The organism is Mycolicibacter engbaekii, assembly GCF_002101585.1.
Classification (GTDB): Bacteria; Actinomycetota; Actinomycetes; order Mycobacteriales; family Mycobacteriaceae; genus Mycobacterium; species Mycobacterium engbaekii.
In genome coordinates, this window is record NZ_LQOT01000005.1 from 21635 (window position 1) to 43406 (window position 21772).

Annotated in this window: 25 protein-coding genes; 16 read left to right on the top strand and 9 right to left on the bottom strand. The window is 69.3% G+C overall.

The annotated features are described in order from the left end of the window. Window positions 1–79: 79 nt before the first annotated feature. Window positions 80–1096 (top strand): 4-hydroxy-3-methylbut-2-enyl diphosphate reductase, encoded by a 1017-nt coding sequence (locus AWC02_RS00585; RefSeq protein ID WP_085126280.1) that lies wholly within the window; start codon window positions 80–82, stop codon window positions 1094–1096. Window positions 1097–1136: 40 nt separating this feature from the next. Here AWC02_RS00585 and AWC02_RS00590 read toward each other — a convergent pair whose 3' ends face one another. After that, window positions 1137–2291, bottom strand: coding sequence for a DUF6542 domain-containing protein (locus tag AWC02_RS00590; protein ID WP_085126282.1), 1155 nt, complete (start codon window positions 2289–2291; stop codon window positions 1137–1139). A gap of 71 nt (window positions 2292–2362) precedes the next feature. Here AWC02_RS00590 and ychF point away from each other — a divergent pair, with 71 nt between their 5' ends. The 3 genes from ychF (at window position 2363) to AWC02_RS00605 (ending at window position 5024) form a co-directional block, all read left to right on the top strand. Then, window positions 2363–3436 carry a redox-regulated ATPase YchF gene (ychF, locus tag AWC02_RS00595; protein ID WP_046317178.1) on the top strand — a complete coding sequence of 358 codons (1074 nt, stop codon included), beginning with the start codon at window positions 2363–2365 and terminating at the stop codon, window positions 3434–3436. Window positions 3437–3615: 179 nt separating this feature from the next. Continuing rightward, window positions 3616–4623 (top strand): alpha/beta fold hydrolase, encoded by a 1008-nt coding sequence (locus AWC02_RS00600; RefSeq protein WP_085126284.1) that lies wholly within the window; start codon window positions 3616–3618, stop codon window positions 4621–4623. 89 nt (window positions 4624–4712) lie between these two features. Continuing rightward, entirely contained in the window at window positions 4713–5024 is a 312-nt protein-coding gene (locus AWC02_RS00605) for a hypothetical protein (protein ID WP_207567967.1), read from the top strand. Here AWC02_RS00605 and arr read toward each other — a convergent pair. The 3 genes from arr to AWC02_RS00620 all read right to left on the bottom strand — a co-directional run bounded on the left by arr (window position 4961) and on the right by AWC02_RS00620 (window position 6238). After that, window positions 4961–5371 carry an NAD(+)--rifampin ADP-ribosyltransferase gene (arr, locus tag AWC02_RS00610; RefSeq protein WP_085126286.1) on the bottom strand — a complete coding sequence of 137 codons (411 nt, stop codon included), beginning with the start codon at window positions 5369–5371 and terminating at the stop codon, window positions 4961–4963. The genes AWC02_RS00605 and arr overlap by 64 nt on opposite strands. 55 nt (window positions 5372–5426) lie before the next feature. Further along, a complete protein-coding gene (locus AWC02_RS00615; protein WP_085126288.1) occupies window positions 5427–5807 on the bottom strand; it encodes a nuclear transport factor 2 family protein in 381 nt (126 codons plus the stop codon). A gap of 77 nt (window positions 5808–5884) precedes the next feature. Continuing rightward, entirely contained in the window at window positions 5885–6238 is a 354-nt protein-coding gene (locus tag AWC02_RS00620; RefSeq protein ID WP_085126290.1) for a Fe-S protein, read from the bottom strand. A gap of 102 nt (window positions 6239–6340) precedes the next feature. Here AWC02_RS00620 and AWC02_RS00625 point away from each other — a divergent pair, with 102 nt between their 5' ends. Beyond that, complete coding sequence (locus AWC02_RS00625; RefSeq protein WP_085126292.1) at window positions 6341–6862, top strand: OsmC family protein; 522 nt, start codon at window positions 6341–6343, stop codon at window positions 6860–6862. Further along, window positions 6859–7182, top strand: a complete 324-nt coding sequence (locus tag AWC02_RS00630) for a putative quinol monooxygenase (protein ID WP_085126294.1) — start codon at window positions 6859–6861, stop codon at window positions 7180–7182. Before AWC02_RS00625 ends, AWC02_RS00630 begins: the two co-directional genes overlap by 4 nt. 56 nt (window positions 7183–7238) lie before the next feature. Here AWC02_RS00630 and AWC02_RS00635 read toward each other — a convergent pair whose 3' ends face one another. Next, window positions 7239–7931: a guanylate cyclase gene (locus AWC02_RS00635; protein WP_085126321.1), complete on the bottom strand. Its 693-nt coding sequence runs from the start codon at window positions 7929–7931 to the stop codon at window positions 7239–7241. Window positions 7932–7954: 23 nt separating this feature from the next. On the opposite strand from AWC02_RS00635, the gene AWC02_RS20925 reads away from it, so the two are divergent. Further along, window positions 7955–8116, top strand: coding sequence for a hypothetical protein (locus AWC02_RS20925; RefSeq protein WP_109560804.1), 162 nt, complete (start codon window positions 7955–7957; stop codon window positions 8114–8116). 6 nt (window positions 8117–8122) lie between these two features. Here the strand turns inward: AWC02_RS20925 and AWC02_RS00640 are convergent, their stop codons facing one another. Continuing rightward, complete coding sequence (locus AWC02_RS00640) at window positions 8123–8953, bottom strand: adenylate/guanylate cyclase domain-containing protein (RefSeq protein WP_085126296.1); 831 nt, start codon at window positions 8951–8953, stop codon at window positions 8123–8125. Continuing rightward, window positions 8950–9804: an alpha/beta fold hydrolase gene (locus AWC02_RS00645; RefSeq protein ID WP_085126298.1), complete on the bottom strand. Its 855-nt coding sequence runs from the start codon at window positions 9802–9804 to the stop codon at window positions 8950–8952. The genes AWC02_RS00640 and AWC02_RS00645 overlap by 4 nt, the downstream gene beginning before the upstream one ends. Window positions 9805–9872: 68 nt before the next feature. On the opposite strand from AWC02_RS00645, the gene AWC02_RS00650 reads away from it, so the two are divergent. The 3 genes from AWC02_RS00650 to AWC02_RS00660 are packed head-to-tail and all read left to right on the top strand — an operon-like array spanning window position 9873 to window position 12554. Beyond that, window positions 9873–10766 (top strand): alpha/beta fold hydrolase, encoded by an 894-nt coding sequence (locus AWC02_RS00650; protein ID WP_085126300.1) that lies wholly within the window; start codon window positions 9873–9875, stop codon window positions 10764–10766. 33 nt (window positions 10767–10799) lie between these two features. Next, window positions 10800–12023, top strand: coding sequence for a WS/DGAT/MGAT family O-acyltransferase (locus AWC02_RS00655; protein ID WP_085126323.1), 1224 nt, complete (start codon window positions 10800–10802; stop codon window positions 12021–12023). A gap of 9 nt (window positions 12024–12032) precedes the next feature. Then, window positions 12033–12554, top strand: coding sequence for a DoxX family protein (locus tag AWC02_RS00660; protein WP_085126301.1), 522 nt, complete (start codon window positions 12033–12035; stop codon window positions 12552–12554). Here the strand turns inward: AWC02_RS00660 and AWC02_RS00665 are convergent. Next, entirely contained in the window at window positions 12515–13963 is a 1449-nt protein-coding gene (locus AWC02_RS00665) for a short-chain fatty acyl-CoA regulator family protein (RefSeq protein ID WP_085126303.1), read from the bottom strand. The two genes, AWC02_RS00660 and AWC02_RS00665, sit on opposite strands and share 40 nt — an antisense overlap. Window positions 13964–14083: 120 nt before the next feature. On the opposite strand from AWC02_RS00665, the gene prpD reads away from it, so the two are divergent. From prpD to AWC02_RS00695, 6 genes are all read left to right on the top strand, one after another. Then, window positions 14084–15589: a 2-methylcitrate dehydratase PrpD gene (gene prpD, locus AWC02_RS00670; RefSeq protein ID WP_085126305.1), complete on the top strand. Its 1506-nt coding sequence runs from the start codon at window positions 14084–14086 to the stop codon at window positions 15587–15589. After that, window positions 15586–16500, top strand: coding sequence for a methylisocitrate lyase (gene prpB / locus AWC02_RS00675; RefSeq protein ID WP_085126307.1), 915 nt, complete (start codon window positions 15586–15588; stop codon window positions 16498–16500). Before prpD ends, prpB begins: the two co-directional genes overlap by 4 nt. Next, window positions 16497–17627 carry a bifunctional 2-methylcitrate synthase/citrate synthase gene (locus AWC02_RS00680; protein ID WP_085126309.1) on the top strand — a complete coding sequence of 377 codons (1131 nt, stop codon included), beginning with the start codon at window positions 16497–16499 and terminating at the stop codon, window positions 17625–17627. The genes prpB and AWC02_RS00680 overlap by 4 nt, the downstream gene beginning before the upstream one ends. Window positions 17628–17695: 68 nt before the next feature. Further along, window positions 17696–19429 (top strand): DUF3556 domain-containing protein, encoded by a 1734-nt coding sequence (locus AWC02_RS00685; RefSeq protein WP_085126311.1) that lies wholly within the window; start codon window positions 17696–17698, stop codon window positions 19427–19429. 59 nt (window positions 19430–19488) lie between these two features. Then, a complete protein-coding gene (locus AWC02_RS00690) occupies window positions 19489–20205 on the top strand; it encodes a FadR/GntR family transcriptional regulator (RefSeq protein ID WP_085126313.1) in 717 nt (238 codons plus the stop codon). 5 nt (window positions 20206–20210) lie between these two features. Continuing rightward, window positions 20211–21038 (top strand): sterol desaturase family protein, encoded by an 828-nt coding sequence (locus AWC02_RS00695; protein ID WP_085126315.1) that lies wholly within the window; start codon window positions 20211–20213, stop codon window positions 21036–21038. A 26-nt stretch (window positions 21039–21064) separates the two neighbouring features. Here the strand turns inward: AWC02_RS00695 and AWC02_RS00700 are convergent. Next, on the bottom strand, window positions 21065–21772 hold a 708-nt coding region (locus AWC02_RS00700), incomplete at its 5' end, for a cation transporting ATPase C-terminal domain-containing protein (RefSeq protein WP_165757809.1).

Consider the following 21772-nt stretch of genomic DNA (forward strand, 5'->3'; position numbering starts at 1 on the left):
ACCTGCCGTTCATCTCCAAGTATCGGGTGGCGTGCCGCGAGCTGGCGGTCCCGAGTCGGCAGACCGTACGCTGGGTGCCATGCCGCCGACCCTCGATGTGGAGAGCTCTGCCAACCCGGGATCGCCCGTCCCCGCCACCCACACCGGGAAGCGGGTGTTACTGGCCGAGCCGCGCGGCTACTGCGCGGGAGTGGACCGGGCGGTGGAGACCGTGGAGCGGGCGCTGGAGAAGCACGGTGCACCGGTGTACGTGCGCCACGAGATCGTGCACAACAAGCATGTGGTGGACACCCTGACGAACAAGGGCGCGGTCTTCGTACACGAGACCGACGAGGTGCCCGAGGGCGCGATGGTGGTGTTCTCCGCGCACGGGGTGGCCCCGACCGTGCACGAGTCGGCCGCCGAGCGCAGCCTGCGGGTGATCGATGCGACCTGCCCGCTGGTGACCAAGGTGCACAACGAGGCGAAGCGGTTCGCCCGCGACGGCTACGACATCCTGCTGATCGGCCACGCCGGCCACGAGGAAGTGGTCGGCATCATCGGTGAGGCGCCCGACGACGTGCAGCTGGTCGACGGCCTGGACGCGGTGGACTCGGTGCGGGTGCGCGACGAGAACAAGGTGGTGTGGCTGTCGCAGACCACGCTCAGCGTGGACGAGACGATGCAGACCGTGGTCAAGCTCCGGGAGCGGTTCCCCAACCTGCAGGATCCGCCCAGCGACGACATCTGCTACGCCACCCAGAACCGCCAGACCGCGGTCAAGGCGATGGCCCCGGAGTGCGAGCTGGTGATCGTGGTGGGGTCGCGCAACTCGTCGAACTCCAACCGGCTGGTGGAGGTGGCGCTGGGTGCCGGTGCCGGTGCCGCCCACCTGGTGGACTACGCCGACGACATCGACCCGGCGTGGCTGTCACCCGAATCCGGGCCGGTGCAGACCATCGGCGTCACCTCGGGTGCCTCGGTACCGGAGATCCTGGTCCGCGGGGTGCTGGAGCGGCTGGCCGAGTACGGCTACGCCACGGTGTTCCCGGTGGCCACGGCCAACGAGACGCTGGTGTTTGCCCTGCCCCGCGAGATTCGGCCCAATCGCCGCTGACGCGGTTCGCGAGCGCGGGCACCGAGCGCCCTGGCGCCAATCAGATGTCGAACTCCCAGGAGTCCGCTTCCCCGCGGGCCTGGCGCGCGCGGGTACGGGGCTGCGCCTCGGCGTCGTCGCCGCCGGACTTGCGGTAGCGCACCTGCGAGACCGGATGCCGGGTGCCGGCGCCGCGGCCCTCGGCGGGCGGCGGCTGGCGGCGGCGGGAAACCGATTCGGGCGCCTCACCGGGCCGGTAGCCGCGCCCCGGTACATCTCGGGCAGCGCGGGAGCGCTCACTGCTGCGTGCCGAGTCGTGCGGCGGGCGTCCGACGGGCCGCGGCTCGGCGGTCCAGTCCGGGGCGGGCCGCCGGCGGGGCTGGCGCTCGTCGCGGGCGTCGGGCGCCGGGCGGCGCCGCCGCTGCTGCGGGGAGTCGCCGCGGCCCTCGGCGGCCGGGCGACGGCGCGGGCGCTGCCCGGTCCCGTCGTCCATGCCCGGGCGCACGTGCCGCGAACGGGTCGGCGCTGCGCCGCCGGCCGCGCCACGACGCTCACCCGCGCGGGGGCGGGATCGCGATGCCGAGGTCTCCCGCGCGGCCCGGCGGGCCTCCGCGGTGGCCCGGCGGGGACGCTCACCGGGACGCTTGTCCCGGGTGGCCGGCTGCTCGATGGCATGCGCGGCGTCGCGATTGAGGACCGTGCCGAGCAGCGCGCCGAGGCGGCCGCTGAGGGTGGCCCGCTGCGGGGTTTCGGGCTTCTGGGCCGCGGGTCGGGCGCTGGCGTCCAGCATGCCCAGATACCAGCGCACCATCCCGATCAGCAGCACCGCCGCGGCGGTGAACAGCATCAGCGGGAAGCGTTCGATCAGCGGATATCCGCAGTTGATGACGATGGCTTTCAGGCCGGGGAAGCCGCCGCCGCGGAACATCCAGTACGCGGCGGGCACCACGACGAACAGGATCAGCGGCGGCTGGACCACGGTGGTGAACACCGCCGACTGCTGCACCATGAGCACCGCGGCCAGGCAGCCCAAGGCGTACAGGGTCGAGAAGACGATGGTCAGCTCTTTGTCGCCGGAGCCGGCGTCAAAGGCCACGCCGACCGCGGCCGCGACCACCGCCACCGCGACCGCACTCCACCAGGGCAGCCCGGCGATGGTCGGCAAGATGGAACGGTCGTCCGCGGCCACTGCCGACTTCTCCCGCGCTACTGCCACACGAAGACGGTACCGGCTGGCGACGGCGGGGGCGCACGGCGGCACGCGCGGCGCTCTAGACTTGGCTTCCCGTGAGCCTGAGCCTGGGAATTGTGGGGTTGCCCAACGTCGGTAAGTCGACCCTGTTCAACGCGTTGACGCACAACGATGTGTTGGCGGCCAACTATCCGTTCGCGACGATCGAGCCCAACGAGGGCGTCGTACCGCTGCCCGATCCCCGGCTGGCCAAGCTGGCGGAGATCTTCGGCTCCGAGCGGATCCTGCCGGCGCCGGTGACGTTCGTCGACATCGCCGGCATCGTCAAGGGCGCCTCGGAGGGGGCCGGGCTGGGCAACAAGTTCCTGGCCAACATCCGCGAATGCGACGCCATCTGCCAGGTGGTCCGGGTCTTCTCCGACGACGACGTGGTGCACGTGGACGGCAAGGTCGACCCCGAAGCCGACATCGAGGTGATCGCCACCGAGCTGATACTGGCCGACATGCAGACCCTGGAGAAGGCGATCCCGCGGCTGGAGAAAGAGGCCCGCAACAACAAGGACCGCAAGCCCGTGCACGAGGCCGCCGTGGCCGCCGCGGCGATCCTCGACACCGGCAAGACCCTGTTCGCGGCCGGGGTGGACCCCGCCCCGCTGCGCGAGCTGAACCTGCTGACCACCAAACCGTTCCTGTATGTGTTCAACGCCGACGAGACGGTGCTCACCGACGAGGCGCGGGTGGCCGCGCTGCGCGAGCTGGTGGCCCCGGCCGACGCGGTTTTCCTCGACGCCAAGATCGAAGCCGAGCTCGCCGAACTCGACGACGAGTCGGCGATGGAACTGCTGGAGTCCATCGGGCAGACCGAACGCGGCCTGGACGCGTTGGCCCGCGCCGGTTTCCACACCCTGAAGCTGCAGACCTACCTGACCGCCGGCCCCAAGGAGGCGCGGGCCTGGACCATCCACCAGGGCGACACCGCGCCGAAGGCGGCCGGGGTGATCCACACCGACTTCGAGAAGGGCTTCATCAAGGCCGAGGTGGTCTCCTTCGACGACTTGGTCGAGGCCGGGTCGATGGCCGCGGCCAAGGCCGCCGGCAAGGTGCGCATGGAGGGCAAGGACTACGTCATGGCCGACGGGGACGTGGTGGAGTTCCGGTTCAACGTGTAGGGCTGGTGCGAACGCCGTTTTGAACCAGTGGTTGATGCTGGAGATTTCGATGGTGGCGTTTGCTGCGAGCTGACCCAGCGGGTGTGAGCGGGTTCGCACGTTAAATTGTCGAAACATCTGGTGCGCAATGGGCAATTAGGCGGTTAGCTATCGGTACCTGCGGATAGAGGGAGCCCCGGATGGCTGCGGACAAGCCGCGATTGCGGCCGGTCTCGGATGACCCGATCCGAGTCGAATACCGAACCGTGCATGGCTATCTCCGGGCGTATCGGGTGGCCGGGGACGGGCCGCCGCTGCTGTTGATCCACGGGATCGGCGACAACTCGTCGACCTGGGAGCCGCTGATCCCGCTGCTGGCGCAGAAGTACACGGTGATCGCCCCGGATCTGCTCGGTCACGGGCTCTCGGATCAGCCGCGCGCTGACTACTCCGTTGCCGCGTTCGCCAACGGCATGCGAGATCTGCTGTCGGTCTTGAGCTTTGATCGAGTGACGGTCATCGGGCACTCCTTGGGCGGCGGGGTGGCGATGCAGTTCTGCTACCAGTACCCGCAGATGGTTGAGCGGCTGGTGTTGGTGGCCGCCGGCGGCGTGAAGCGCGAGGTCAACCCCGCGCTGCGGCTGGCGTCGCTGCCGGCCGCACCACAGGCGCTGGCCGCACTGTCGGTGCCAGGATTCGAGACAGCGCTTCGGATGGTTCGGGGGCGGCTCGACAACGTGAGCCTGCCGCCGCTGCTGGTCGATCTTCCCGAGATCCTGCGTGTGCTCGGTGATTTGAGGTCGCCGAACAAGCGGGCGGCGTTCGTGCGGACGCTTCGCGCCGTGGTGGATTGGCGCGGGCAGATGGTCACCATGCTCGACCGCAGTTATCTCACCGAACGACTCCCGATCATGATCGTCTGGGGCACCCACGATCTGGTGCTGCCGTACTCGCACGCCAAGCTCGCACACGCCGCCATGCCGCATTCGCGGCTGGAAACCTTCGTCGATTCCGGGCATTTCCCGTTCCGTGACGACCCGCTGCGGTTCGCCGACCTCGTCGACGACTTCATAACCAGCACCGTGCCGCTGGATTTCGACCTGGAACGATGGCGTCGGCTGCTCACCGACGGAGCGACCGACCCAGCGGTGACGGATCCGGATGAGGAGCTCCTGCGCGCGTTGTCCGACGGCCGCAGCGCCACCTGACCCGCGGGGTCTGGCCTGCCGCAGAGAAGTCGCCGACGTGTGTCTCACCGGTGACCTCACCGCGACGGCGATAGGGGAGTCTCATCCTCATGTCGGTGGTGGAGGCGATCTATCTGGTCGCGGCTGTCCTGTGGATTCTTGTGGTGGTGACCGCGGCGTGCGTCGCAGGCCACTACCTGGTCAAGCTTCGTGCCAGGCGGCGCCAGGTGACCGGGCTTTTCGACGCGGTGCGGCTGTCCATCGAGCGTGCCACCCACCCGTACCGCGCAGTGGCCGCCGGCGGCGCCGCCGTAGTGCAGCGGGTGGTCTCGGCAAGCAATGTCTTCGCGAGCGTCGCTCAGTTGATGATTTCGTCGAGCCCGTCAGCGCGCAGCGCGGCCAGCCGATCACGCCACTCCTGAAGCGCCTCGCGCGTCAGTCGCGGCCAATCAAGGACCTCTTCGACAACCCGCAGCGGTTCGCTGCTGCGGTAGGAGCGGGTCGGGTTGCCGGGGAACTTCTTGTCGGTGACGTTGGGGTCATTCTCGAACTCCCCGGTCGGTTCGACGCGATACACCCGCGGTTCCCCGTCGCCGGCGGCGAGCTCGGCCGCCAGCCCGGCGCCGCTGAGCAGCGCGGTGAAGTAGATGTGGTTCATCACGATCTCGGACCGGTAGTTGGAGCGAAAGCCCGCGGTGAGCAGGTCCCCGACCGCCAGTTCGGCCTTGGTGCCATGGAAGAACGGGCCTTCGTCGTCGATCATGTCCATCGGCTCAAGAGTAAGAGCACCTGGCGATGCTGTTCGTCCACGCCCACACTCGCGGTCAGTCGATGGGTTCGGCCCATTGAACGCGCGACGGCCCGGGGCGGAACGGATCGCCGAAATACTGCGTCTCGCGAGCGACCTGACCGTCCACCACCTCCATGAGGCTCACCACATAGGACGGCTTGCCGTCGTAGGTGAGGACGAGTTCACTGATCCACAGTTCACCACCGCCGAGGATGCGCCGGACCGTGAAGCGCTTGGCGTTCGGCTGGGCTTCTCGCGACGCCCGAATATGGTCGCGACCGCGGATCCGCTCACCCGACTGGGGATATTCGAGAACCGCATCAGCCCGGTAGATGCGGTGTTCGGCCTCGAAGTCGTTTGCATCCGATGACGCCCAATGCGCCTCCAGAGCGGCACGGATGTCGCCATCGGCCATGACAACGACGGTATCGGCTTTACGCCCGATTGGGATCAGGCAGATTGAATGCCTGAACGAGCCAGGAAATCCCCCGGCTACCAGATGACGGCGAGCCCGGCGGCGGTCAGCACCAGTGCGCCGGCGGCGTAGAACAGCGGGCGAGGAGCTGCCTCACCTGACTTGCGCTGGCGGGCGCGGCCGATGCCCAGCACGGCACCGAGGGCGACCAGGATCACCAGCTTGGTCCCGATCTTGGGGTAGTTGAGCACCACGTCGGCAGGCCAGGGGGCGGCCAGCGCAAGGCCGGTCAGCAAGGACAGCACCACGCCGTAGTCCATCACCTTGGTGAGCTCGAAGCGCCGTGCCGCGGCTTCGGAGACCAGCGCGCCGAACGTCACCGCGAACCCGACGATGTGCAGCAGAACTATTACGTGCCGTAGTACCTCCACGCCGCTCAGGCTATCCCGTGGCGGCGGCAAATGGTATTCCATCGGGCAACCGCGCCACCGCGTCGTTGCCCGATCCGAGGCCGACTCTCTAGCCTTGCCCGCATGACTACCTCCCTGAATCGCCTGGCCGACGTCGTCGCGGCCACCAGCGACCCCGCCGCTGCCGACCCCGCCGGCTCGCAAGTGGTCTTCAGTGCCTCCGCGGTCGGCCACGACGCGGTGGCCAGCACCGTCACCCTGGGCCAGTACAGCATCGAGGTCGACGAACCGCCGGCGCTCGGCGGCGAGAACACCGCCCCCAACCCGGTGGAGTACTACCTGGGTTCCCTGCTGTCCTGCCAGATCGTCACCTGGCGCTACTGGGCCGAGAAGCTGGGCATCGCGGTCGAAGACATCACCGGGCGCGCCGAGGGTGACCTGGACGTCCGGGGCTTCTTCGGTCTGGACGACGACGTTCGCCCCGGCTTCAGCCAGGTGCGCGTGGTCATCACCGTGACCGGCCCGGAAACCGAGGAACGCTACCGGGAACTGCAGCAGGCGGTCGAAAAGCACTGCCCGGTACTGGATCTGACTGCTAACGTCACACCGGTACACAGCACCCTGGAGGTGGGACAGCAGCGGTGATCTTCATCGTCGTCAAATTCGCGGTCAAGCCGGAGTGGGCGGAGCGTTGGCCACAGTTGGTGGCCGGGTTCACCGAAGCCACCCGGGCGGAGCCGGGCAACCTGTGGTTCGAGTGGTCGCGCAGTCTCGACGACCCTAACGAGTACGTGCTCGTCGAGGCGTTCCGCGACGGTGAGGCCGGCAGCGCGCACGTCAACAGCGAGCACTTCCGGCAGGCCACGGCCGACATGCCGCAGGCGCTGGTGTCGACACCGAAGATCATCAGCCAGCAGATCGACGCGACGGACTGGTCGGCGATGGGCGAGCTGACCGTCGACTGAGGTCATCACGGCGACCCGCTTCACCCGGCTTCGCCGCGCTTGCGATCGCCTAGGGCCTAGCGCACGACCGTGATCTCCCGGCCCAGCTGATACCCGGGGGTCAACGGCAAGATGTCGCCGCTCCAGAACGAGCCGGGATCGAACCAGTTCGAGTTCTTGTCAGTCGACAGCAGGCCCATCTCCTCATAGGTGATGGCCACCGTCTCGGCGCAGTAGGCGGTCTGCAACGTCACTTTGCCGGTGCGGGCCTTGCGCCGCCGCGTCATCTCCTCGACCTTGCGGTCCAGGAACGGAATCCCGCGCGTCCAGTCGCGCGCGGTGGGCAGCCGCCCCCGCAGCCAGCGGCCGGTGAGCCGCGCGGTGGTGGGAAACGCGGTGCCGTCCATCCGCGCGATCGCCTGCAGCAGCTGGTTCTCCTGCTGGCGGGTGATGGTCCCGCTGAGCTGGCGCAGCCAGCAGCGCTGCTCATAGCGGCCCGTCCACTGCTCGACGGCTGCCCGGGCGTCGTTGAGCTGCACCCCGCGGTGGTTGGTGCCGGTCCAGAAGTCATGCAACTTGTCGCCCAGTTCGGCATGCCAGATCAGCGGCGGCAGATCCTCGAGGGCCACCGTCATACCGACGTGGTTCACCGGGGCGTTGGACAGGGTCTGGATCGCGCGGTCCGGGCCGGAGCGGCCCCGGAACAACCAGATGTCGCCGGTGCGCGTTTCGGCCAGCGCCCGTTCCAATGTCACGGTGTGTTCGTCCACGCCCAGCACCCTAGGGTGTGATCGTGCGCAGCATCTGGAAATGGATCGGCCTGGCGGGCGTGGTGGGCGTTGCCGCCGGGGGAGTGCTGGTGGCGCGGGATCAGCGCCGGCGGCGGGCCTACACGCCCGAACAAATCCGCGCCCGCCTGCATGAGCGTCTCGCCGAGGCCGGCGGCGCGGACTAGCGCGGCCTACTCGGCGGTGACGCCGGCGGCGTCGACGCTGTAGAGGCGGTGGGTGCCGGCGAAGCCCTTCAGCTCCGCGTCGCGCCCGGCGCCGACGGTGATGCCCGCGCAGTCCTTGACCGCGTCGCGGACCGGCCCGCTGATCAGGATCTGGCCGCCCTGCGCCGCGGCGGCCACCCGGGCGGCCATCGCCACGTTGCGGCCGAACAGGTCGTCGCCGCGCCGCACGGAGCGGCCCATGTGCACCCCGATGCGCACCCGGATCGGCTGCTGGGGTTTGCGCCCGCGCCGGGCCTGCAGCGCCTGCTGAATGGCCAGGGCGCAGCACACCGCCTGTTCGGGATCGGCGAAGGCGATCATGTAGCCGTCGCCCTGGCTTTTCACCACATGCCCGCGGTGCGCCGCGACCAGCCGATGCACCGCCTCGTCGTGGCGGGCAATCAGCTTCACCCAGGCGCGGTCACCGATCCGCTCGTTGAGTTCGGTAGACCCCTCGATGTCGGTGAACAGCACCACCACATGCCCGTCCGGGGCCAGCCGGGCCAGGTCGGGGCGCTCCACCGCCGCCCAGTCGGCCAGATCCTCGATCGAACTGCGCACCGCCGCGCCGAAACCCTGCTCGCGCACCAGGTTCGCGGTCTGCCATACCGTCTTGACGGCCTCCCGCCCGCTGGTCAGCAGCATGTTGCGGGCATCGACCCGCCCGCGCAGCGACTCGACGTCGGCGCGGGCCCGCCGCAGCCGGGCGGTCACGATCGCCAGCGCCAGGCCCTGGCCGGCCACCACCACCGCCAGGACGTAGGCCGCGATCCACGGCGGCGCGAGCCACCCCGTCAAGGCCCCGACACGAACTCGACGACGGCCGCGCTGAAGGCGTCGTTGTCGTCGCCGGCGGCGGTGTGCCCGGCGCCGGACAGCTCCACGAGCCGCGCGCCGGGGACCTTGGACAGGAAATCCGCGACACCGTCCGGGCTGACCACATCGGAGAGCTTGCCGCGGATCAGCAGGATCGGGATCTGCAGCCCGATGGCGGCCGCCTCGATCTTCTCGGTGCGCAGTGCCGGGTCGTCATCGGGTTTGGTCATCAGCGCCGGATCCCAGTGCCAGTACCACCGCCCGTCGCGCCACCGCAGGTTCTTCTTCAGCCCTTCGGGACTGCGGGGCTTGCGGCGGTGCGGCAGGTAGGCGGCCACCGCGTCGGCGGCCTGCTCCAAGGAGTCGAAACCGTCGAGGTGGCTGGCCATGAAGTCGCGGATGCGGGCGCTGCCGTCCTTCTCGTAACGCGGCACCACGTCCACCAGCACCAGCTTGGTCACCCGCTGCGGCCCGGCCTGCGCGGCCACCAGAATGCCGGTGAGCCCGCCCATGCTGGCCCCGATCAGCGCCACCGGCCGGCCGATCGCGTCGATCACCGCCAGCGCGTCGGCGGTGAGCTTCTCGATCGCGTAGTCGGCGTGCGGCGCCCGATCGCTGTCGCCGTGGCCGCGGGTGTCGAGCGCGACCACGTGATAGCCCCGGTCGGCCAAGATCTGGCCGGTCTTGTGCCAGGAGTGCCGATTCTGGCCGCCGCCGTGCAGCAGCACGATGGTCGGGTGGCCGGCCGCATCAGCTGCGCCCCGGTTCCATTCGTCGGCGACCAGCGTTACTCCGTCGACGCCGTCGTATTGGACGGTCTGGGCTGTGCGCATTCCCAGATGGTAGATAGGTTGGACGACAGGGTCGACGCAAACGCCTGCCCGGCCGTGAGGGGTAAGTGATGAGTGAACCGCGGTGGATCGACGTGCCGGCACCCGGGGTCGAACTCAAGGCATTGAGTTGGGGGACCCCCGGTGACCCGGTGGCGTTGTGCCTGCACGGTTTTCCCGACACCGCCTACGGGTGGCGCCGGTTGGCGCCGCGGCTGGTGGACGCCGGGTGGCATGTGGTGGCGCCGTTCATGCGGGGATATGCGCCCTCGGCGATCCCCGCCGACGGCAGCTACCACGTGGGCGCCCTGATCCACGACGCGCTACGGGCGCACGCCGCTGTCGGCGACACCGGCCGTGACGTGGTGATCGGTCACGACTGGGGCGCGATCGCCGCCACCGGACTGGCCGCGATGCCTGACAGCCCGTTCACCAAGGCGGTGATCATGTCGGTGCCGCCACCGGCCGCGCTGCGCGCCGTCGGCGGGACAGACCGGCTCTCGCTGGCCCGCCAGGTGCCGCCGCAATTGCTGCGCAGCTGGTACATCAGCTACTTCCAACTGCCGTGGCTGCCGGAGCGCTCCGCGTCCTGGGTGCTGCCGCTGCTGTGGCGGCGCTGGTCGCCGGGATATCCCGCCGAGGAGGATCTGCGCCACGTCGACGCGGCCATCGGAACGCCGGAGGGCTGGCGCGCCGCCCTGGGGCCCTACCGGGCGTTACGCAGCCTGCGGGCCCCCGAGCCCTACACCGATCTGCACCGGTACTGGTTGCAGCTGCCGCAACTGCAGACCCTGTACCTGCACGGGCGCACCGACGGCTGCATGTCCGTGCAGTTCGCGCAGCTGATGCAGCCGGCATTGCCCGCGGGCAGCGCGGTGGCCATCGTCGAAAACGCGGGCCACTTCCTGCAACTCGAGCAGCCCGAGCAGGTCGCCGAACAGGTGCTGGCGTTCCTGAGCCGATGAGCGGGGCCTGACCCGGTGGCCGCCGCGCGGCGGATGGCCGCCATCGACGCGCAGTTCGCCTGGATGTCGGCAAAGATCCCCAGCGACCAGTTCCTGCTCTACGCCTTCGCCGGGGTACCGGCCGACCTCGACGGCGCGATCGCCGACGTGCTCGACCGGGCCCGGGCGGCCCCGGATCTCAACATCCGCGTCGCCGACGCCGGCCGGCTGCGCTACCCGCGCTGGGTGCCGCGGACCGAGCCGGCGACGGCGATCCGTCATCGGGCACCCGCCGACAGCTGGGCCGGCTGCCTGGACACCATCGTGGGGCTCACCGACGACCAGCTCGACGTCGGGGTGAACCCGTGGCGCCTGCATGTGTTCGCCCCCGTGCACGACATTCCCGGGCATCGCGGTGCCGGCACGGTGGCGGTGCTGCAGATTGCGCACGCCCTTGCCGACGGCCAACGGTCCTCGGCGTTGGCCGCCTGGCTGTTCGGGCGTCCCGCGCCGGTACCCGCGGTGCCCGCACCGCGGTCCGGGTTCCTGCCCTGGCGTGCGGTGGTCGCGGCACGTGCCCACCGCCGCCGCGTCGAGGACACCCGGACGGGACTGTTACCGCCCGCCGTCGGCGATCGCCCACCGCTGGCCACCAACAACCGGCCGGCCGGCGGCCGAACCGTCCGCACCCTGGTGCGGCAGCGCGCCGACGTGGGCGGGCCGACGGTCACCGTGGGGGTGCTCGCCGCGGTGTCCGCGGCCCTGTCGGAATATCTCGGTGGGCACTGCGACGAACTGGGTGCCGAAATCCCCATGGCCAAAGCCGGTCCGCGGCACGCCCACAACCACTTCGGCAACGTGACGGTCGGGCTGTATCCGCACCTGGACCACGACGCCCGCTGTCAGCGCATCGCCGCCGATATCGCCACGGGCCGGCTCCGGAGCCGGCACCCGGCCACCGCCGCCGCCGACCGCGCCTTCGCCGCGACGCCTGCGGTGTTGCTGCGCTGGGGCGTAGACCATTTCGACCCTGATGTGCGCCCGCAGCGGGTCGCCGGCAACACCGTGGTCTCCAGCGTGCACCGCGGCGCCGCAGACCTGCGACTGGGCGCCGAACCGGTACTGCTGACCGCCGGGTTTCCTGCGCTGTCCCCGGCGATGGGACTGACCCACGGCGTGCACGGGATCGGCGACACCGTCGTGATCAGCGTGCACGCGGCGCAGTCGGCGATCCCCGATATCGAGGTATATCTGCGACTGTTGGACGCCGCGTTGTAGTTTGAGCAGATGGCCACCTCTGCTGATGTCGCACTGCTGCTCCTGCGTCTTGTTCTGGGTCTGACCATGGCAGCCCACGGATTGAACAAGTTCATCGGCGGGGGCCGTATCCCCGGCACCGCCAGATGGTTCGAAAGCATCGGCATGAAGTACGGCAAGTTCGCGGCGCTGACCGCGGCGATCACCGAGATCGCCGCCGGGCTGGCGCTGGCCGTCGGGCTGTTCACCCCGATCGCGGCCGCCGGATTCGTGGCGTTGATGGCGGTGGCGGTATGGACCGTGCACCGCTCCAACGGCTTCTTCGTGCTCACCAACGGCTGGGAGTACAACCTGGTGCTGGCTGCCGGCGCCGTCGTGGTGGCCATGCTGGGGCCGGGCTACCTCAGCGCCGACCACCAGATCTTCGGCCACTGCTGGCAGAAAGGCTGGTCGGGCCTGTGGATCTCGCTCGGCCTGGGACTGGCCGGCGCCATCGGTCAACTGGTGTTGTTCTACCGGCGCCCGGCGCCGTCCGCCGCGACCGGCGAGTAGGGCAGCCCGGTGCCGGCGTTCTCGTCGACGACCACCCGCCGGCCCAGATAGGGGAAGGCCCGCTGCGGGCAGGCCTGGCGATCACAGATCTTGCAGCCCGCTCCGATCGGCACCACCGTGGCCGCGTCATCGAGGGCGACACCGGTGGAGTACACCAGCTCGTCGGCATGGGCCAGGTCGCACCCCAGGCCCACGGCGAAACTCTTGTGCTGCCCCAGATAGCCGCGCCCCTCGGGCGGCGTGGTGGTCGCGATCCAGAAGTACTTGCGCCCGTCGGGCATCTGCGCCACCTGGGTGACAATGCGGCCCGGCTGGCTGAACGCATCGTGGACCACCCACAACGGGCAGCTGCCGCCGACCCGGCTGAAGTGAAACGCCGTAGCCGACTGCCGCTTCGAGATGTTGCCCGCTTTGTCGGTACGGACGAAGATGAACGGCACCCCGCGTCGTCCGGGCTGTTGCAGTGTCGACAGGCGGTGACACACCGTCTCGAAACCGACCTCGAAACGGCGGCCCAGAAGGTCGATGTCGTAGCGTAGGTCGGCCGCGGATCGCTGAAACTGCCGGTACGGCAACAGAAAAGCGCCGGCGAAGTAATTGGCCAGCCCGATCTTGGCCACCCCGCGTGCCTCCGGACTCAGGGACGGGTCTTGGGCCACGAGGTCGGCGAGCAGCTCCTGCTGGGTCAGCAGCGCCAGTTGGGTGGCGATCTGGAACGCGCGCTGGCCGGCCAGCAGCCAGTGCGCCACGCGCAGCACCCGCGTCGCCGGATCGAAGATGCGTTTGGCGCCCGCGGGAAGGTCGTCGACGATCGCCACGGTGATGCCGAAACGTTCCTTCATCAGTGCAGCCAGCTGAATGTCCAATCCGCCGAAACGCATCCCGGTGTCGATGAACAACCGCTCGGCGGCATTGTCGAGCTCGCCGATGTAGTTGTTGCGGTCGTAGAAGAAGTCCCGGACCTCCTCGAAGGGCATGGGCCCGGCCACCGACTGCGCCGCGTCACCCGAGACCCGCGACCGGTAGGATTCCAATTCCTCAGTGGCCGCACGCAGTTGGCGGTGCATGGTCAGCAGGCTGTTGCCGATCTCGGGCATGCGCGCCACCAGCTGCTCGATCTGTCCTTCGCTGGCGGCGTGTTCGCCGGCAGTCGCGGTGAACATGTCACGCAGTTCGGCGACGAGCCGGGCATCGCCGTCGCCGGAGAAGTACTGCGCGGGCAGGCCGAAACGTTCGGTGAGCGCCAGCAGCACCGCAACGGTGAGCGGCCGTTGGTCGTTCTCGAGCTGATTGACGTAGCTGGTCGACAGGTTCAACGTGCGCGCCAGCGCCACCTGCGTGAGGCCGCGCTCCTCACGCAGACGGCGCAGCCTGGCTCCGGCGAAGGTCCGGGAGGTCGGAGGTGCCATGCCATGCAGGGTAACCCCACGGTGGGTTCGCAAGGTTTGCAAAACCGGGGAATCCAGGACGCAGAAATCCACTTTTCCCGTCAGTTTCGGCAGGTCGCGGCTCTGCGTAGGGTGTGAAACATGCAGCTACATGATGTGCGGACCCGCCGCAGTGCCGAGGACTTCCCCCGCTCCGAGCATCTCGCGTGGAAGATCGCGCAGGTGGCCGCCGACCCGGTCGCGGTCCCGGACGACACCGCCGCCATGATCGTCAACCGGATCATCGACAACGCCGCCGTCAGCGCGGCCTCGGTCCTGCGCCGGCCGGTGACCGTGGCCCGCCGCCAGGCCCTGGCGCACCCGGCGGCCCCGGGCGCCGCGGTCTTCGGCGTCAAGGGCAGCTACTCGGCCGAATGGGCCGCCTGGGCCAACGGCACCGCGGTGCGCGAACTGGACTTCCACGACACCTTCCTGGCCGCGGAGTACTCGCACCCCGGCGACAACATCCCACCGCTGGTGGCGGTCGCCCAGCAGCTCGGGCTCTCCGGCGACGACCTGATCCGCGGCCTGGCCACGGCTTACGAGATCCAGGTCGACCTCGTCAAGGGCATCTGCCTGCACGAGCACAAGATCGACCACGTCGCTCACCTCGGCCCGTCGGTGGCCGCCGGAATCGGCACCATGCTGCGGCTGGACCCCGAGGTCATCTACTCCGCGGTCGGTCAGGCGCTGCACCTGACCACCGCCACCCGCCAGTCCCGCAAGGGCCTGATCTCCAGCTGGAAGGCCTACGCGCCGGCCTGGGCCGGCAAGGTCGGCATCGAGGCCGTGGACCGGGCGATGCGCGGCGAGGGCGCGCCGGCCCCGATCTGGGAGGGCGAAGACGGCGTGATCGCCTGGCTGCTCTCGGGCAAGGACCACACCTACCAGGTCCCGCTGCCCGGACCCGGCGAGGCCAAGCGCGCCATCCTGGACACCTACACCAAGGAGTACTCCGCGGAATACCAGAGCCAGGCCCTGATCGACCTGGCCAAGCGGCTCCGCGAGCGGATCGCCGACCTGAGCCAGGTGGCCACCATCGTGCTGCACACCAGCCACCACACCCACTACGTGATCGGCACCGGCTCCGGCGACCCGCAGAAGTTCGACCCCGACGCCTCGCGGGAGACCCTGGACCACTCGGTGATGTACATCTTCGCCGTCGCCCTGGAGGACGGCAGCTGGCACCACGTGCGGTCCTACAGCCCGGAACGTGCCCACCGGCCCGAGACCATCGCACTGTGGCGCAAGATCTCCACCGTCGAGGATCCGGAGTGGACCCGGCGCTACCACTCGACCGACCCAGGCGAGAAGGCGTTCGGGGCGCGCGCCGAGATCACCTTGGCCAGTGGCGAAGTCATCACCGACGAGCTCGCGATCGCCGACGCTCACCCGCTGGGGGCCCGGCCGTTCGAACGCAAGCAGTACATCGCCAAGTTCACCGAGCTCGCCGAGGGCGTGGTGACCACGGCCGAACAAGAGCGGTTCCTCGCCGCCGCCGAAGGACTTGCGGGTCTGAGCGGCAGTCAGCTCAGCGAGCTCAACATCCTCGTCGAGCCCGCGGTTCTGGACAAGGCACCGGCGACACCCGACGGGATCTTCCGGTGAGCGGGCCGCTCGGGGCCACGGCCGCCCCTTCGGACAAGCGGGCGGCACTGCGGGCCGGTCTGCAATCGGGCCGGTTGCAACGGTTCCCGGGGGCGTTCTCGCCGCTGGTCGCCAAACTGGTGGCCGAGATCGGATTCGAGGGCGTCTACGTCTCCGGTGCGGCGCTCTCGGCCGACCTGGGGCTGCCGGACATCGGGCTGACCACGCTGACCGAGGTGGCGGGGCGCGGCGCACAGATCGCGGCGGCCACCAGCCTGCCCACCTTCATCGACGCCGACACCGGCTTCGGCGAGCCGATGAACGCCGCACGCACCGTCACAGTGCTCGAGGACGCCGGGCTGGCCGGATGCCACCTCGAGGACCAGGTCAACCCCAAGCGATGCGGGCACCTCGACGGCAAAGCCGTGGTGCCGGTCGGCGAGATGGTCAAGCGGCTGCGGGCCGCGGTCACCGCCCGCCGGGACCCCAACTTCGTGATCTGCGCTCGTACCGACGCCGCCGGCATCGAAGGACTGGCCTCCGCGATCGACCGGGCGAAGGCCTACGCCGACGCCGGGGCGGACCTGATCTTCACCGAAGCCCTGCGCGGGCCGGCCGAATTCGAAGCATTCCGCGCCGCGGTGCCCACGCCGCTGCTGGCCAACATGACCGAGTTCGGCAAATCGGAGCTGCTCACCGCCGCCCAACTGGGCGACCTCGGCTACAACGCCGTCATCTACCCGGTCACCACGCTGCGGCTGGCGATGTTCGCCGTCGAAGCCGGATTGCGGGAGATCGATTCGGCCGGAACGCAATCCGGGCTCCTGGATCGGATGCAGCAGCGCAGCCGGCTCTACGAGCTGCTGCGCTACGCCGAGTACAGCCAATTCGATGACGACATCTTCACCTTCACGTTAGGAGCGGCCCAGTGACGATCTCCCCGGACGTGCCGGAAATCCGCAAAGGACTCGCCGGCGTCGTCGTCGACACCACCGCCATCTCCAAGGTGGTGCCGGAGACCAACTCCCTGACCTACCGCGGTTACCCCGTGCAGGATCTGGCCGCGCACTGCACCTTCGAGCAGGTCGCCTACCTGTTGTGGCACGGCGAGCTGCCGAGCGACGCCGAGCTGGCACTGTTCTGTCAGCGGGAGCGGGCGGCGCGGCGGGCGGACCGCTCGCTGCTGTCGCTGGTGGACAAACTGCCGGAGAACTGCCATCCGATGGACGTGGTGCGCACTGCGATCAGCTACCTGGGCGCCGAGGACGCCGAAGAAGACGACCCGTCCGAGTCGGCGAACTTCACCAAGGCGCTGCGAATGTTCGCGGTGCTGCCCACCATCGTGGCCGCCGACATGCGCCGCCGGCGCGGTCTGGTCCCGATCGCGCCGCACACCCACCTGGGCTACTCCGAGAACTTCCTGCGGATGTGCTTCGGCGAGGTGCCCGATCCGGTGATCGTGGCGGCCTTCGAGCAGTCCATGACGCTGTATGCCGAGCACAGCTTCAACGCCTCCACGTTCGCCGCGCGGGTGGTCACCTCCACCCAGTCCGACATCTACAGCGCGGTCACCGCGGCCATCGGCGCGCTCAAGGGCTCGCTGCACGGCGGCGCCAACGAGGCCGTCATGCACGACATGATCGAGATCGGTGAGCCGGGCCGGGCCGCGGCGTGGCTGCACGGCAAGCTGACGCGCAAGGAGAAGGTGATGGGCTTCGGTCACCGCGTGTACAAGCACGGCGACTCCCGGGTGCCGACCATGAAGGCGGCGCTGGAGCAGGTGGCTGCCGCCCGCGGCGGCCGGGCCTGGCTGGACATCTACCGCATCCTGGAGACCGAGATGTTCGCCGCCACCGGAATCAAGCCCAACCTGGACTTCCCGACCGGCCCGGCCTACTACCTGATGGGCTTCGACATCCCGATGTTCACCCCGCTGTTCGTGATGAGCCGCATCACCGGCTGGACCGCCCACATCATGGAGCAGACGGCGTCCAACGCGCTGATCCGCCCGCTGAGCGCCTACTCGGGCAGCCCGCAGCGCGTCCTCAAGGCGGTGTGACGGCGCGGCGGCCGCGATCGGGAACGGGTTTCGGCCCGCAGATCTAGAACACGTTCTAGTCTGGCTGCATGGGATTTCTCAAACCTCAACTGCCCGTTGTCGACTTCCCGGAATGGAGCAAGGGCACGCGCAGCGAGAAGATCCGGCCGATGGCCCGGCACTGGGCGGAGGTGGGTTTCGGCACCCCGGTGGTGCTGCACCTGTTCTACGTGTTCAAGATCGGCCTGTACATCCTGGGCGCCTGGCTGTTCGCGCTGACCACCACCGGCATCGACGGATTTGCCGAGGTGCGGCAGTGGTGGAGCGAACCGATCGTCTTCGAGAAGGTCGTGCTCTACACGATGCTGTTCGAGGTGATCGGCCTGGGCTGCGGCTTCGGCCCGCTCAACAACCGCTTCTTTCCGCCGATGGGATCGATCCTGTACTGGTTGCGGCCCGGCACCATTCGGCTGCCACCCTGGCCGGGGCGCATACCGCTGACCTCGGGCACCGCCCGCACCCCCCTGGACGCAGCCCTCTACGCGGCGTTGCTGGTGCTGCTGCTGGTGGCGCTGGTCTCCGACGGCACCGGCCCCATTGCCGCACTGCGCACCGAGATCGGGGTGCTGCCGCACTGGCAGATCGTGGCGATTCTGGCGGTGCTGGCGGTGCTCGGCCTGCGCGACAAGGTGATCTTCCTGGCCGCCCGCGGCGAGGTCTACGCGCCGCTGGCCGCGGCGTTCCTGTTCACCGGAGCCGACATGATCGTCGCGGCCAAGGCGATCTTCATGGTGATCTGGGTGGGGGCGGCCACCTCCAAGCTCAACCGGCACTTCCCGTTCGTGATCTCGACGATGATGAGCAACAACCCGCTGATCCGGCCGAAGGCCCTCAAACGCGCCTTCTTCAAGAACTTCCCCGACGACCTGCGCCCCGGCGGGCCGTCGAAGGCGCTGGCGCACGTGAGCACCGCGATCGAGATGCTGGTGCCGCTGCCGCTGTTCTTCTGTCACGGTGGCCTGCCCACCGCCATCGCGGCCACCGTGATGGTGGCCTTCCACCTGGGCATCCTCGCGGCCATTCCGATGGGAGTGCCGCTGGAATGGAACGTCTTCATGATTTTCGGGGTGCTGTCGCTGTTTGTCGCACACGCCGACCTGGGACTGTCCGACATCACCAATCCGCTGCCGGTGGCCCTGCTGTTCGCCGTCAGCGCCGGCACCGTGGTACTGGGAAACCTGTTCCCGCAGAAGATCTCGTTCCTGCCCGGGATGCGTTACTACGCCGGTAACTGGGACACCACGCTGTGGTGCCTGAAGCCGTCGGCCGAAGAGAAGATCGCGCGGGGAATCGTCGCGATCGCCAGCATGCCCGCCGCGCAGCTGGAACGTTTCTACGGCAGCCCCGAGGCCGCCCAGATCCCCATCTACATGGGGTACGCCTTCCGCGGGTTCAACACCCACGGCCGGGCGCTGTTCAGCCTGGCGCACCGGGCGATGGCCGACGGCGACGAGAGCGACTACTCGCTGACCGACGGAGAGCGGATCTGTTCGACGGCGGTGGGCTGGAACTTCGGCGACGGCCACATGACCAACGAGCAGCTCATCGAGGCGTTGCAGCAGCGCTGCGGATTCGAGCCCGGCGAGGTGCGGGTGGTGATTCTGGACGCCCAGCCGATCCACCGGCAGACGCAGACCTACCGGCTGGTGGACGCGGCCACCGGCGAGTTCGAGCGCGGCCACGTCAAGGTGGCGGACATGGTGGAGCTGCAGCCCTGGCAGGACGACCTGCGGATCTACGTCGACGGCGCCGCCGAGGTGTGACCCAGATAACTGGTCCAACCAGTTGACCAGTGCGGCGGCGCTGTCCCACCATGGAGCCCATGGACCTTGCGCCTATCTCGCGGACCGCGCTGTCGGACACGATCTTCGTGCGCCTCGTCGAGGAGATCCTGACCGGACGCCTGCCGGCCGGTGAGGCACTTCCCTCCGAGCGGGAGTTGGCGCTGACTCTGCAGGTCAACCGCCACGCGGTGCGCGAAGCCCTCAAACGGCTGCAGCAGGCGGGACTGATCCGGATCAGTCACGGCGGCAAGACCCGGGTGCTCGACTGGCGGCAGAGCGCCGGGCTGGATGCCCTGACCGGGCTGGCGGTGGCCGGGGCGATCCCCACCCGCCAGATCATCGGCGACGTCGCGGTGATGCGACGCTCCATCGCCGCGGACGCCGCACGGCTGTGTGCGCGCAACGCCTCTCCGGAGCAGCGGGCCGCGATCACCGCTGCCGCGGCGGCCTACCCGCTCGTCGACGACCTCAACGCGCTGGCCGAGGCAGACCTGGCGTTTTGGATCGCCGTAATTGACGGCTCCGAGAATATTGCCTACCGGCTCGCCCTCAACACCCTGGTCGCGGCGTACGACGAGATGGGCCGCGACGCCATCTACGCGCTCGGGGTCGCCGAGTTCGCCGACCGCAGCGCCCACATCGACCTGGCCGCCGCCATCGCGACGGCAGACGAGGACGCGGCCTACCGCCTCGCCGACGAGTTGCTGACCCGGTTCGTCACGGCCTGCCAGGCCGGCGCCCAGGAAGGGGAGTAGCTCCCATGTTCGACCTGATCGCCCACGCCATTCCGGTCTTCGTGCTCTGCCTGATCCTGGAAGCCGTGTCGTTCGCCGTGCGGCCCGACGACGACGAGCGCGGGTACGAACTGCGCGACACCGGCACCAGCCTGGCGATGGGCATCGGCAACGTCATCATCAACATCGGGTGGAAGCTGGCGGTGCTGGCCATCTTCAGCGCGGCCTACCTGCTGGCACCCGTCCACCTGCCCGCGGCCAACCCGCTGACCTGGATCGCACTGTTCGTCGCCGACGACTTCGCCTACTACTGGTACCACCGCACCCACCACACCGTCCGGGTGTTCTGGGCCAGCCACGTGGTGCACCACTCCAGCCGGCACTACAACCTGTCCACGGCCCTGCGCCAGACCTGGACGCCGTTCACCTCGGTGCCGTTCTGGATCCTGCTGGCCTTCGCCGGCTTCGCCCCGTGGATGATCCTGCTCCAGCAGTCCGTCAGCCTGCTCTACCAGTTCTTCATCCACACCGAACGCGTCGACAAGCTCTGGCGGCCCATCGAATTCGTCTTCAACACCCCGTCGCATCACCGGGTGCACCACGGCGCGAACCCGAGCTACCTCGACAAGAACTACGGGGGAATCCTCATCGTGTGGGATCGGCTGTTCGGCACCTTCGAGCCCGAGAACGAGCCGGCCGTCTACGGGCTGACCAAGAACATCGACACCTTCAATCCGCTGCGGGTGGCCACCCACGAGTACGTCGCGATCTGGCGCGACCTCAAGACGGCGCGCAGCTGGCGGGCGGTGCTGGGCCACCTGTTCCGCGGCCCCGGGTGGCAACCCGCCGGCTGACGTCGGCGCTTCGCGCGTGATCGACCTCAGGCATCCCCAGCATCGTCGGCGCCGGCACGCGAGAAGAATCGCGGCGCGACGGCCGATGCGGTGGTGGCCACCGCCGCCGACCCCAGCGCCTGTGACCAGCCGATCGGCCCCAGCGGGGTGCAACCCAGGAACTGGCTGACGACCGGGGTGCTGATCAGCACCGCCAGCACCGCGAACGAGCCGCCCGCGGTGGCCGCGACCAGCGGCGACCGCGACTCCAACAGCGTCTGGCTCAGCTGGGTGGTCACGAACGCGACCAGGGCCACCGTGGCGGCGCGCCGGGGGAAACCGGTGAGCCTGGCCAGGAACCACGCCGCGATGGTGGCGCTGGCCGTGGTCGAGGTGCGCAGCGCCACCGCACGCAGCAGCGCCTTCTCGTCCGGCCCGCTGCCCGAGAACGGGATCGGGCGCCGGGGCTTGCTGATCGCCAGCGCCGTGGCGGGGAACGCGTCGATCACGATGTTCACCAACTGCAACTGGCGGGTGTTCAACGGCGCCCGGCCGGTCAGAGCGCTGCCGAGGATGGCGAACAGGGCGCCGCTGGCGTTGCCGCCCAGCAATACCGCGACCGCCGCCTGCACCCGCTGCCACAGCTGGCTGCCCTCGTTGAGGGCGTCGAGCAGCATCTCGATCTTGCCGTCGAGCAGCACCACGTCGGCGGCGGTGTGGGCGGCGTCGCTGCCCTGGGCGACGATCCCGATGCC